Raw genomic sequence first — 12,108 nt, forward strand, 5'->3', positions numbered from 1 at the left:
TGGGCCCGAACGTGGCCGGGGTGATTGGCTCGGCCATTGCGGCGGGCGTGATGCTCAAGTACGTGCTGGCGATGTAAACCGGTACCTTTCCCGGAGGCGGCGCGTTGCGCCTGTCCGGGCTACCGGATTGCATGGATCTGTAGCCCGAACAGATGCGCAGCATCGCCTCCGGGAATGTCCCATAAGGAGACTTTAATGAATGAAACCATAGCATTTCGTCCGGAAGGCCGGGCATCGACAAAAGATGTGGTTGTCAATTATACGCTGGCGTCACTGGACGAGCTTGAACAACTGCACCCGGCGCTGAATCTGCTGGCGCACCCGTCAATCGTCCGTGGCAGCCATGATTTCTTTGTCCGTTGTTATGACGCGGGCGTACAGCATGCGCAGGCCGGGGCGGCTGAAACGGTAGCGGTTTTGCCTGATTCGCTGCCACAAGAACGGCAAAGGAGCGGGCTGCTGTGTGCCGCAGCAGGTCGTCTGGATGCCCTGCGCCAGCCGCTGACGCACAATCGTTTATGTGACCTGGCCAGTCAGTTCTGTGCTGGCATGGCAGATGTTGACAGCGAAACCCGCAGCGGTTTTTATACCGTGCGCAGCATATCGCTGCCGGTTTACCGGCGGCTGTTGCGGGATCAACATTCTCACGGTGTCTGTCTGCAGCAGGCTCTGCTGCACCTGCTGGCCTGGAAGAGCGATTCTCCCTGGGCGCGGCAGCAGGCGCAGCGGCTGCTCTGGCAGGGCGGCGTGCTGGGCGATAAAGGTGAGTTTGCGCTTATGACGCTGGATGATGAACTGCGGGAGCGCCAGATTGAGTGGCCCGGGCTATGGTCGCTGCTGGCCGTCACCGGGTTTCTGGCGAAATTCCCTGCCGGACCGATATTTGCTGACTGAAAAATGAGGACTGCTGACAATTATCTGTTGTGTTGGCATTTCTGCGAGAGGCAGCTGGCGCTTTGCCTGACTTACGAAATGAGAATATCAACAGATTACGTACTTTTTGTAAGTCCGTGGTTGGAACATTGCCACCTGGTTACACGTTGTCAGCAGCCTCAAGCGTGGATGGCTCCACGCTTTTTTTGTCTATGGAAAACCCCCAGCCAGGCCCTGTCTCTTGATCAGGAGATCTGATCAAGAGACAGGGCTATGCCGGAGGATATTTATTGGAAACCGGTGAGATAGGCCACCGTGTCATCAATCGAAATATAAATAAATATATAACGAAATAATTCGGCGCTATAATTCTCCTCTGATTAATAACGTAGCCCGAATCATGACCTGTCAGGACAAATCACTTTTAGCCCCCGCTCTCGCTTCCACGCCCGTCATTCCGCGCTATCGCCAGCTCATACGCAAACGGGCCGTGCTCATGTTAGCTATTGCGCTGGCGATGATGGCTTCACTGATGGTGGATGTAACCTGTGGGTCTTCTGGTTTACCGCTCAGTGCGCTGTGGCAGGCGCTTTTCCAGCCGGAAAAGGTGAATGCTGGCATACACGTTATTGTCTGGGATATCCGCTTACCCTATGCCCTGATGGCGCTGCTGGTAGGCATGGCGTTAGGGTTAGCGGGCGCCGAAATGCAAACCATTTTAAATAATCCGCTGGCGACACCGTTTACCCTCGGCGTATCGTCCGCGGCGGCTTTTGGCGCTGCGCTGGCGATTGTGTTGGGGATCGGTATTCCCGGTATTCCTGCCGCCTGGTTTATCCCGGCCAATGCGTTCATCTTTGCGCTTTTATCCGCGTTACTCCTGGACGGTATTACCCGTTGGACAGGCGTCGCCGCATCCGGAGTGGTGTTGTTCGGTATTGCGTTGGTATTCACCTTTAACGCGTTGGTCGCCATTATGCAGTTTGTGGCTGATGAAGATACGCTGCAGGGGCTGGTATTCTGGACGATGGGGAGCCTGGTCCGCGCGTCGTGGGAAAAATTGGGCGTACTGGCCGTGGTGTTTATTGCTGTGCTTTTTTGCGCGTTACGAAGCGCCTGGCAACTCACGGCATTACGTCTGGGCGAAGAGAGGGCGATGAGCTTTGGGATTCATGTCCGCCGTTTACGCCTGCTGTCATTGTTGCGTATCAGCTTGTTATCAGCGCTGGCGGTAGCTTTCGTCGGGCCGATTGGTTTTATTGGTCTCGTTGCGCCGCATATTGCGCGAATACTTTTGGGGGAAGATCACCGTTTCTACCTTCCGGGCAGCGTGCTGATAGGCGGGCTGGTGTTATCGCTGGCCTCTATTGCGGCGAAAAATAGTATTCCGGGCGTCGTGGTGCCGGTGGGGATTGTCACCTCGCTGGTCGGGGTTCCGTTCTTTTTAAGCATTGTATTGCGACATCGGGGGAGTCTCTGATGCGCGGGTTAATGCTCCGCTCATTTAGCGCCGGCTATTCCACTCAGCCGGTTATTGCAGATCTCAACGTTCCCTTACTGCCGCGCGGGAAAATTACCATTTTGCTGGGGCCGAACGGCTGTGGTAAATCGACGTTACTACGTTCGCTGGCCGGGCTGAATAACGCCGACGGCGAGGCGCTGCTTGATGGCGAAGATCTCATGTCGTTATCGTTTGCCGAGCGGGCGCAGAAAGTTGTATTTTTGCCGCAGTCATTACCGCAGGGTGTACATCTGCATGTACTGGAGTCGATTATCGTGGTACTACGGGCATCAGGCGGCAGAGACAATGCGCAGGGCAGATCGCAGATACTGGCTATCCTTGAGCAATTGGGCATAACGCATCTGGCGTTGCAGTATCTCGACCAGCTTTCCGGCGGTCAGCGGCAGTTAGTGGGTCTGGCGCAATCACTGATTCGTCGCCCTGAACTTCTGTTGCTGGATGAGCCGCTCAGCGCGCTGGATTTAAACTATCAGTTTCACGTAATGGATCTCGTGCGTCGGGATACCCAGGCGCAAAATAGGGTAACGATAGTCGTGGCGCATGACATTAATATTGCACTGCGTCATGGTGACCATGTCCTGATGCTAAAAGACGGCAGGCTGGTCGCCAGCGGCGCGCCGGAGACGGTGATTACTGCGGAGCGTCTGGCTGAAGTGTACCGGGTACGAGGACGCGTGGAGCGCTGTTCGCAGGGGAAATTGCAGGTGGTGCTGGACGGCGTGATCGCTGTTTAAGACGTATTGCCTGATGGCGCTGCGCTTATCCGGCCTACCCATTGCTCGTAGGCCGGATAAGGCAGCTATACCGCCATCCGGCAAAGGTGATTACTTCGCTTTACCCTGATTCGCCACGGCAGCCGCTTTCGCGGCGATTTCGTCAGCGTTGCCCAGATAGTAATGTTTGAGCGGCTTGAAGTTTTCGTCGAACTCATACACCAGCGGCACGCCGGTCGGGATGTTTAATTCAAGAATCTCATCTTCACTCATGTTATCCAGGTATTTCACCAGCGCACGCAATGAGTTACCGTGAGCGGCGATGATCACGCGCTCACCGCTCTTCATACGCGGCAGGATGGTGTCGTTCCAGTAAGGAATAACGCGGTCGATGGTCAGCGCCAGACTTTCGGTCAACGGCAGCTCTTTCTCGCTCAGTTTGGCATAACGTGGATCGTGACCCGGATAACGCTCATCATCTTTGGTTAGTTCCGGCGGCGTTACGGCAAAACCGCGGCGCCACTGCTTAACCTGCTCGTCACCATATTTTTCGGCCGTTTCCGCTTTATTCAGCCCCTGCAACGCGCCATAGTGACGTTCGTTGAGTTTCCAGGATTTTTCCACCGGCAGCCACGCCTGATCCAGTTCATCCAGTACGTTCCACAGCGTATGGATAGCGCGTTTCAGTACGGAAGTGTAGGCAAAATCAAAGCTGAAACCTTCTTCTTTTAGCAGTTTACCTGCTGCTTTTGCTTCGCTTACGCCTTTTTCAGACAGGTCAACATCATACCAGCCGGTGAAACGGTTCTCTTTGTTCCATTGACTTTCACCGTGACGTACCAGAACCAGCTTAGTTACAGCCATACTCTCACTCCTATAAATCATATGTAATGATAATAATTCTCATTATATTGCCGCGAGGTGTTGGCGGCAATGCTTACGCATAACCATAGCGAAAATAGTGGCGCAGTGTAAGGTTCTTGTGAACTCAGAGTTGCGATTTTGTCTTTAAGTGGTGGAGGTTTGAGCAGGGCAATGGCGCGTAGGCCCGATAAGCTTGCGTCATCGGGCATGTAGCGGCATATCGTTAGAACGGAATAAACTGATACTCGGTCAGGCTGGCGTACTCCTCGCCAGGGCGAAGGATACAGTCAGGCTGCGGCCATTCAGGATGATTCGGGCTGTCCGGCAGCAGTTCGCTTTCCAGCGCCAGCCCTTGCCAGTCGGCATAAGGTTCCGGCCCGCGGGAAGGCGTACCCGCCAGATAATTGCCGGAATAAAACTGTAGCGCCGGGGCGGTGGTGTAAACCATCATTTGTAGCTTTCCATCCTGTGACCACAGACGGGCCGCCGGCTTTTTGCCATCACCCTGCGTCTGTAGCAGGAAAGCATGGTCGTAGCCTTTAACCTTGCGCTGATCGTCATCGGCGAGAAACTCGCTGGCAATGACTTTTGGCATTCGGAAGTCAAACGAGGTATTGGATACCGATTTTAGCCCCTGGCGTGGAATACCGGATTCATCTACCGGCAGATACTCATCCGCCAGAATTTGCAGCTTATGTTGGCGCACGTCGGTCCGATCGCCGTCCAGATTAAAATAGACGTGGTTGGTCAAATTCACCGGACAGGGTTTATCGACCGTCGCCCGGTAGGTGATGGATATTCTATTGTCATCGGTCAGACGATATTGCGCCGTGGCGCAAAGATGGCCAGGAAAGCCCTGGTCGCCGTCATCAGAGGTGAGCGCGAATAATACCTGGCGATCGTTCTGGTTCACAATTTGCCAGCGGCGCTTGTCAAAGCCTTCCGGTCCGCCGTGTAGCTGGTTCTCGCCCTGGCTTGGGCTTAACTGTACGGTTTCGCCGGCAAACGTATAGCGGCTATTGGCGATACGGTTCGCGTAACGGCCAATAGAGGCGCCGAGGAATGACGTCTGTTCAGGGTAGTGTTCCGGGCTGGCGCAGCCCAGCAATGCTTCCCGAACGCTGCCGTCAGACAGCGGAATACGGGCGGAAAGAAGAGTGGCTCCCCAGTCCATCAGCGTTACCACCATCCCTGCGCTGTTGCGCAGGGTTAGCAGGCGGTACGGTTGACCATCGGGGGCCAGTGCGGGCGTTTCATTTAGCACTGTCCTGCTCCTTGTGACGGTTTGCATACATAAAAGGTTTCTTTGATTCCGGTTTTCGCTTCGTACTGTTGCGCAACGGCCTGCTGCACAGCGGGAACCAGATCTTCCGGGATCAGCGCGACAACACAGCCGCCGAAGCCGCCGCCGGTCATGCGCACGCCGCCTTGATCGCCGATGGTCGCTTTGACAATGTCTACCAGCGTGTCTATCTGCGGGACGGTAATTTCGAAATCATCGCGCATTGAGGCATGGGACTCCGCCATCAGTTGGCCCATACGTTGCAAATCACCTTTCTCCAGCGCGCTTGCCGCTTCAACGGTGCGCGCATTTTCGCTCAATACATGGCGAACGCGTTTTGCGACTACCGGGTCCAGTTCGCTGGCAACGGCATTGAACGCCTCAAGGCTGACATCGCGCAGGGCCGGCTGCTGGAAGAAACGGGCGCCGGTTTCGCACTGTTCACGGCGGGTATTATACTCGCTGCCCACCAGCGTGCGCTTAAAGTTACTATTGATGATCACCACGGCGACACCTTTCGGCATGGAAACCGCTTTGGCGCCGAGCGTACGGCAATCAATCAGCAGCGCATGATCTTTTTTGCCGAGCGCAGAGATGAGCTGATCCATAATGCCGCAGTTACAGCCGACAAACTGGTTCTCGGCCTCTTGTCCGTTGAGCGCAATTTGCGCGCCGTCCAGCGGCAGGTGATAAAGCTGCTGGAAGACGGTGCCCACCGCCACTTCCAGCGAGGCGGAGGAGCTTAACCCGGCGCCCTGCGGCACATTGCCGCTGATGACCATATCCACGCCGCCAAACGCGTTGTTACGCTGTTGCAGGTGTTTCACTACGCCGCGCACATAGTTAGACCATTGCTGGCTATCGTGGGTCACGATCGGCACATCCAGTGAAAATTCGTCCGCCTGATTGTCGTAATCGGCGGCAATCACCCGTACGGTACGATCGTCGCGCGGCGCACAGCTAATTACGGTCTGGTAATCGATAGCACAGGGCAGAACAAAACCATCATTGTAATCAGTGTGCTCGCCGATCAGATTGACGCGGCCTGGCGCCTGAATCGTGTGGGTGGCAGGGTAGCCGAAAATTTCAGCAAACAGCGCGCGCGTTTTCTCTTTCAGATTCATTTTTATACTCCGGATTCGCGAAAATGGATGTCGCTGACCGCGCGCAGGCGTTCAGCCGCTTGTTCTGCGGTTAAATCACGCTGGGTTTCCGCCAGCATTTCATAGCCGACCATAAATTTGCGGACGGTCGCAGAGCGCAGCAGCGGCGGATAAAAGTGCGCGTGCAACTGCCAGTGTGCGTTTTCTTCACCGTTAAACGGCGCGCCGTGCCAGCCCATTGAGTAGGGGAAGGAACACTGGAACAGGTTGTCATAACGACTGGTCAGCTTTTTCAACGCCAGCGCCAGAGAGTCGCGCTGCTCGTCGTTTAAATCGGTAATGCGCAGGACATGCGTTTTGGGTAACAGTAGCGTTTCGAACGGCCACGCCGCCCAGTAAGGCACCACCGCCAGCCAGTGTTCGGTTTCGACCACGGTGCGGCTGCCGTCCGCCAGTTCCCGCTGGACATAATCCACCAGCATTGGCGAACGCTGTTCGGCGAAATAGGCTTTTTGTAAACGATCTTCGCGTTCGGCCTCATTCGGCAGGAAGCTGTTGGCCCAGACCTGTCCATGCGGATGCGGGTTCGAACAGCCCATCGCCGCGCCTTTATTTTCAAAGACCTGCACCCACGGATAGGTTTTGCCTAACTCGGCGGTCTGCGTTTGCCAGGTTCTGACGATTTCCGTCAGCGCGGGCAGGCTCAACTCCGGCAGCGTTTTACTGTGATCGGGAGAAAAGCAGATCACGCGGCTGGTGCCGCGCGCGCTCTGACAGCGCATCAGCGGATCGTGGCTGTCCGGCGCATCCGGCGTGTCGGCCATCAGCGCCGCGAAATCGTTAGTAAAGACGTAAGTCCCTTTGTAATCGGGATTTTTATCGCCGGTGACACGCGTATTGCCCGCACACAGGAAGCAGTCCGGATCGTGGGCCGGCAGCATTTGCTGAGACGGCGTTTCCTGCGCCCCCTGCCAGGGGCGTTTTGCGCGATGCGGCGAAACCAGAACCCACTGGCCGGTAAGCGGGTTATAACGGCGATGCGGATGATCGATGGGATTAAATGGGGTCATAACAACGTCCTTAATCTGGGTATCCCTGCGGATGGCGTGACTGCCAGTGCCAGGTGTCCTGCGCCATTTCGTCAAGCGTGCGGGTGACGCGCCAGTTCAGCTCGCGATCGGCTTTGCTGGCATCCGCCCAATACGCCGGGAGATCGCCGTCGCGACGCGGCGCGAAGTGGTAATTAATGGGTTTACCGCAGGCTTTACTAAAGGCGTTGACCACATCCAGGACGCTACTGCCGACACCCGCGCCGAGGTTATAAATATGTACGCCGGATTTGTCCGCCAGTTTTTCCATCGCCACGACGTGCCCGTCGGCTAAGTCCATAACGTGAATGTAATCGCGTACGCCGGTGCCATCCTCGGTCGGGTAATCGTTGCCGAAAACGGCGAGCGATTCGCGACGCCCCACGGCGACCTGGGCGATATAGGGCATCAGGTTATTCGGAATACCTTGCGGATCTTCTCCCATGTCGCCCGACGGGTGCGCGCCGACCGGGTTGAAATAACGCAGCAGCGCAATACTCCACTCCGGCTGGGCTTTTTGCAGATCGGTGAGGATCTGTTCTACCATCAATTTACTTTTGCCGTAGGGGCTTTGCGGCGTGCCGGTAGGAAAACTTTCGACGTAAGGAATTTTGGGCTGATCGCCATAAACGGTGGCAGAGGAGCTAAAAATAAGGTTTTTAACGTTGGCCGCACGCATGGCGCTGACCAACCGCAGCGTACCGTTGACGTTGTTGTCATAGTACTCCAGCGGTCTGGCGACCGATTCGCCGACGGCTTTCAGGCCGGCAAAGTGAATCACGGTATCAATCGCGTGATCGTGCAGAATTTCGGTTATAAGCGCTTCGTTGCGAATATCGCCTTCGACAAAGGTCGGGTGCTTACCGCCCAGACGTTCAATAACGGGCAGCACGCTGCGCTTGCTGTTGCAGAGGTTATCGAGGATGACGACGTCATGACCATTTTGCAGCAATTGTACGCAGGTATGACTTCCAATGTAACCGCTACCACCTGTAACCAATACTCTCATAATTCGCTCCGTTAAGCCTATGGTATGGAATAACCATAGCATAACAAAGATGCGAAAAGTGTGACATGTAATAAATTAGTGGAATCGTTTACACGCTGGTGATTTTACGCATTTATATCAATTAAATGATTACAAATCATCTGGCTTGAGAATGCTTCTGCTTTTTATCCGAAAAAAAGGCGCGTTACGCGCCTGGGAATGAAACGGACGGGGCAGGAGCTGTCAGTCTTTTTTACGCGAGAGTAGCTTCCTGGCGAGCGCCCCGACAGCGACGACGCCGATGGCGGTCACTTTCCAGAATTTAAGTAACGCGATACCGAGCATAGCAAGCAGCCCTACTTTCTTGGCCGCGATACCGCCAATCAGCGCGGCGAGCCCATACTCCGCTATTTTGTCCGTTGATTCGTTGAAGTCAGCGTAGCGTTGTCCCGGGTTGAACTTGACGGAACTGAGAATTCTTTTCGCCAGAGGGATTTCGTGGTCAACAGAACCTCTGTCGGTCACCAGATTTAAAGAAAAATAGCCTTCACGTCCCAGCAGATAGGTGTTGTAGTTCACGCCTTGTTCATTCAGTGGTTCGTTGGTGCCGATATCCTGGATGGCGGCGGACCAGATCAGACGATGATTGGTTGCATCGTAGGTAGGCTTCTCGATCCAGCCAATAATTTCTATCGGCTCAATGCCTTTTGCAATACGATCTTTATTCGCTTCTTTTGTGCCTTTGCGCAGGTTATCCATTAATTCATCGGCATCCCAGTTTTTTGCATCATCATCTTTTACATAACCAGAATCATCATATTCGATAGAAATAAATCCATTCATTTCCTTTTTAAATACGAGACCGTAAAAATATTCATCGTCAACATAGTTACCAATTTCACGCATAAATACCGCCGCTTCTTTTGCGGGTATCCAGGTAAATCCTTCCGGTAGATTAAGCGTGGCTTTATCACCTAAACTAATCTTTGTCGGACCCGCAACGGCGGCGCGACTCATGCCTTCAACAGCGACCTCAACGGCGGTTTTACGTGCTTCCTGCGCAGCGGTCGGCTTTTGCTCAGCATAACTGCCGGGGCAAAATAACATGGCTGCCAGTAAAAATAGTATTATTTGTGGAAAACGAAAAGCCATAATAAATCCCTTATATTCACATACGACATCATTGTCGAAAATTTCAGGATTATTATGACAATGAGGCGGTCAGCGATTCAAGAGATAGTAAGCTTATCGACCGTTATTATTATTCTTAATAAAAGGAGAGCGGTTCCAGAATGGCGCGCGGCGCCATTCTGATAATACATTTAATTATTGCATCGTCCGGAAACGTACTTATAACGTTCGCCCTCTGGTACAAATTCCAGCCGGTGGGTAATACAGGCAGGCGCATCCTCTGCATGATGGGAAACGAACAGCAGTTGGGTCTCTCCCTGGCGAATTAATACATCTACAAAACGGCGTACCAGTTGGCGGTTCAGCGGATCCAACCCTTGCAGCGGCTCATCCAGAATCAACACTGTCGGATGCTTAACCAGCGCGCGCACGATCAGCGCCAGCCGCTGCTGTCCCCAGGAGAGACTGTGGAAGGGGGCATCCGCCGTACGCTTATCGATTCCCAGAATATCCAGCCACTGTTGCGCCAGTTTTCGTTGCCTGTCTGAAACGGCCTGGTAAATGCCGATAGAATCGAAATAGCCGGAGAGAATGACATTGCGTACCGTGGTACTGACGCGGTAATCCAGATGTAAACTGCTGCTGACGTAGCCGATATGTTTTTTGATATCCCAGATTGTTTCGCCGCTTCCTCGCCGCCGCCCGAACAGCGTAAGATCGTTGCTGTAGCCTTGCGGATGATCGCCAGTAATAAGGCTAAGCAACGTAGACTTACCCGCTCCGTTAGGACCGACGATCTGCCAGTGTTCGCCCGGATTGACTCGCCAGCTTAGGTGGTGGAGGATAGGGCGATCGTTATACGAGACTACGCCATCGTTAAGTACGATCCGTGGTTCGCCATCGGGTAACGCATGGCGGGCGGAAGGTTCGTCCGGTTCGGGTAATTGTACGTCGGTCAGACGCTCGCTGTGCGCGAGTTGAGCAACCAACGCCCGTTGCAGCAACTCTGCCGTCGTTCCGGTCTCCGCCAGCGTACAGTCGGCAAGCACCCCGGCAAACTGCACGAAGTCCGGGATTTCATCAAAACGGTTGAGTACCAGCGCCAGGGTAATGCCCGCCTGGTTCAACGCCGTCAGGCGTTGCGCCAGTTGTTGACGGGCGGTCACGTCAAGCCCGTCGAACGGTTCATCAAGGATCAATAACTCTGGCTCAGACATCAGCGCCTGACACAGCAGCGCTTTTCGCGTCTCGCCGGTAGAAAGGTATTTAAAACGCCTGTCGAGTAAAGCGAAAATGCCGAACTGCTGCGCCAGCATTGCACAGCGGGCAGGATGGTTAACTTCATCCTGAATAATTTCCGCGGTAGTGCGCCCGGTATCGTCTTCGCCAGGACTGAGCATATCGGTGTTATTACGTTGCCACTCATCGCTGACCAGCTTTTGCAATTGTTCAAAGGACAGACGAGTAATGCGGGTAAACCGACACTGGCGCTCGCCTGTTAATAACGGCAGTTCACCCGCCAGCGCACGGGCGAGCGCCGACTTCCCGCTCCCGTTAGCCCCAACGAATGCCCAGCTATCGCCCGCATTGAGCGTCAGCGAATCCAGATGAAGTGTTTTTGTATCGCTCAGACGAAACGTGCCTTGCGAAATTTGCAACGATGACATTTTGCATCCCATTTTTTGCAGCGATGAATGACAGGGATACGTCTTTCGGCAACGGATGTCAATGTGCTTAGCACAACGTTGCAATAATCACTCTGTCCGCATTAAACCAGGCAATCACGTCATCGCCTTCCTTTAACGTGGCGGCATCCGTAGTCGGTATCGTGGCGCACAGCGTCTGGCCGTCCGGCAGCGCCATCAACACTTCACACTGTTCCGCGCCGCGCTCGATATGGCTGATCGTTCCCGACAACTGATTGTCAGCGGCGCGCGCAACGGCTGCATCCCGGGTAATGCCAACCCACGGCGCTTTTAGCAGGATCAGCACTTCTTTACCTTCCTCCAGGCCGAGACGCTCGCCGCTTTGCGCCGTCAGCGCGACTTTGAGCCGCGTTTTGCCGTCGGCCAGCAGCACGTCGACATGCTGTTGTACCTGATCGCGATCGCGGGCGGTAATGGTGCCGAACCACTGATTTCGGGCGCTGGTTTGCAGTGAAAAGCGGGAGATAGCGGCCAGCAGACTGTCAAGCGGCAGGGCGTCATCGTCGCTTAACACATCGAACGCTTTTTGCTGAATTTGGCCCAGCAAATCGTAAAGCTGGATCAGACGCTGACCATAGCGGGTTAATACCGCGCCGCCGCCGCCTTTGCCGCCCGTTGCGCGTTCAACCAGCATATGTTCGCTAAGCTGGTTCATGTCGTTTATCGCATCCCAGGCGCTCTTATAGCTGATTCCCGCGTCTTTCGCGCCCTGACTAATCGAGCCGGAAAGCGCAATGTGTTTCAGCAGAGAGATACGTCGGGGATCGGCAAAAAGCTTTTGCTGAAGTTTCAGGGTAAGAAGGATTTCGGCCTGCATAACCAGCTCCTGGTAAAAAGA

The 12,108-nt window shown here is 54.5% G+C and carries 11 protein-coding genes and 1 pseudogene; 4 read left to right on the forward strand and 8 right to left on the reverse strand.

Annotated elements, in window-relative coordinates:
* The 4 genes and pseudogenes from ACLJZ5_RS11120 to ACLJZ5_RS11135 all read left to right on the forward strand — a co-directional run.
* A pseudogene (locus ACLJZ5_RS11120) lies at window positions 1-77 on the forward strand (oxaloacetate decarboxylase beta chain); the annotation flags it as partial.
* Window positions 78-195: 118 nt separating this feature from the next.
* Window positions 196-894 (forward strand): triphosphoribosyl-dephospho-CoA synthase, encoded by a 699-nt coding sequence (locus ACLJZ5_RS11125; protein WP_001005993.1) that lies wholly within the window; start codon window positions 196-198, stop codon window positions 892-894.
* 379 nt (window positions 895-1,273) lie between these two features.
* Entirely contained in the window at window positions 1,274-2,353 is a 1,080-nt protein-coding gene (locus tag ACLJZ5_RS11130) for a FecCD family ABC transporter permease (protein ID WP_024797881.1), read from the forward strand.
* Window positions 2,353-3,129, forward strand: coding sequence for an ABC transporter ATP-binding protein (locus ACLJZ5_RS11135; RefSeq protein ID WP_021000081.1), 777 nt, complete (start codon window positions 2,353-2,355; stop codon window positions 3,127-3,129). The genes ACLJZ5_RS11130 and ACLJZ5_RS11135 overlap by 1 nt, the downstream gene beginning before the upstream one ends.
* A gap of 90 nt (window positions 3,130-3,219) precedes the next feature.
* Here the strand turns inward: ACLJZ5_RS11135 and gpmA are convergent, their stop codons facing one another.
* From gpmA to modE, 8 genes are all read right to left on the reverse strand, one after another.
* Window positions 3,220-3,972, reverse strand: coding sequence for a 2,3-diphosphoglycerate-dependent phosphoglycerate mutase (gpmA, locus tag ACLJZ5_RS11140; protein ID WP_000301556.1), 753 nt, complete (start codon window positions 3,970-3,972; stop codon window positions 3,220-3,222).
* Window positions 3,973-4,195: 223 nt separating this feature from the next.
* Window positions 4,196-5,236 (reverse strand): galactose-1-epimerase, encoded by a 1,041-nt coding sequence (gene galM, locus ACLJZ5_RS11145; RefSeq protein WP_024797882.1) that lies wholly within the window; start codon window positions 5,234-5,236, stop codon window positions 4,196-4,198.
* Complete coding sequence (gene galK, locus ACLJZ5_RS11150) at window positions 5,230-6,378, reverse strand: galactokinase (RefSeq protein ID WP_023230573.1); 1,149 nt, start codon at window positions 6,376-6,378, stop codon at window positions 5,230-5,232. Before galK ends, galM begins: the two co-directional genes overlap by 7 nt.
* Before the next feature lie 2 nt (window positions 6,379-6,380).
* Window positions 6,381-7,427, reverse strand: a complete 1,047-nt coding sequence (gene galT, locus ACLJZ5_RS11155; protein ID WP_000187471.1) for a galactose-1-phosphate uridylyltransferase — start codon at window positions 7,425-7,427, stop codon at window positions 6,381-6,383.
* Window positions 7,428-7,437: 10 nt separating this feature from the next.
* Window positions 7,438-8,454, reverse strand: coding sequence for a UDP-glucose 4-epimerase GalE (galE, locus tag ACLJZ5_RS11160; protein ID WP_001265465.1), 1,017 nt, complete (start codon window positions 8,452-8,454; stop codon window positions 7,438-7,440).
* 222 nt (window positions 8,455-8,676) lie between these two features.
* On the reverse strand, window positions 8,677-9,585 hold the full coding sequence (locus ACLJZ5_RS11165; protein WP_023203950.1) for a DUF2167 domain-containing protein: 909 nt from the start codon (window positions 9,583-9,585) through the stop codon (window positions 8,677-8,679).
* Window positions 9,586-9,755: 170 nt separating this feature from the next.
* Window positions 9,756-11,231, reverse strand: coding sequence for a molybdate ABC transporter ATP-binding protein ModF (gene modF / locus ACLJZ5_RS11170; protein ID WP_024797883.1), 1,476 nt, complete (start codon window positions 11,229-11,231; stop codon window positions 9,756-9,758).
* Between the two features lie 67 nt (window positions 11,232-11,298).
* Entirely contained in the window at window positions 11,299-12,087 is a 789-nt protein-coding gene (modE, locus tag ACLJZ5_RS11175) for a molybdenum-dependent transcriptional regulator (RefSeq protein WP_024797884.1), read from the reverse strand.
* Window positions 12,088-12,108 lie beyond the last annotated feature (21 nt).

This window comes from Salmonella sp. 5800 (assembly GCF_046558195.1).
In the GTDB taxonomy this organism is placed as follows: Bacteria; Pseudomonadota; Gammaproteobacteria; order Enterobacterales; family Enterobacteriaceae; genus Salmonella; species Salmonella enterica.

Coding starts and splice junctions, on each gene's coding strand:
- ACLJZ5_RS11125 (WP_001005993.1), top strand. CDS start 196: ATGAATGAAACCATAGCATTTCGTCCGGAAGGCCGGGCATCGACAAAA.
- ACLJZ5_RS11130 (WP_024797881.1), top strand. CDS start 1,274: ATGACCTGTCAGGACAAATCACTTTTAGCCCCCGCTCTCGCTTCCACG.
- ACLJZ5_RS11135 (WP_021000081.1), top strand. CDS start 2,353: ATGCGCGGGTTAATGCTCCGCTCATTTAGCGCCGGCTATTCCACTCAG.
- gpmA (WP_000301556.1), bottom strand. CDS start 3,972: ATGGCTGTAACTAAGCTGGTTCTGGTACGTCACGGTGAAAGTCAATGG.
- galK (WP_023230573.1), bottom strand. CDS start 6,378: ATGAATCTGAAAGAGAAAACGCGCGCGCTGTTTGCTGAAATTTTCGGC.
- galT (WP_000187471.1), bottom strand. CDS start 7,427: ATGACCCCATTTAATCCCATCGATCATCCGCATCGCCGTTATAACCCG.
- galE (WP_001265465.1), bottom strand. CDS start 8,454: ATGAGAGTATTGGTTACAGGTGGTAGCGGTTACATTGGAAGTCATACC.
- ACLJZ5_RS11165 (WP_023203950.1), bottom strand. CDS start 9,585: ATGGCTTTTCGTTTTCCACAAATAATACTATTTTTACTGGCAGCCATG.
- modF (WP_024797883.1), bottom strand. CDS start 11,231: ATGTCATCGTTGCAAATTTCGCAAGGCACGTTTCGTCTGAGCGATACA.
- modE (WP_024797884.1), bottom strand. CDS start 12,087: ATGCAGGCCGAAATCCTTCTTACCCTGAAACTTCAGCAAAAGCTTTTT.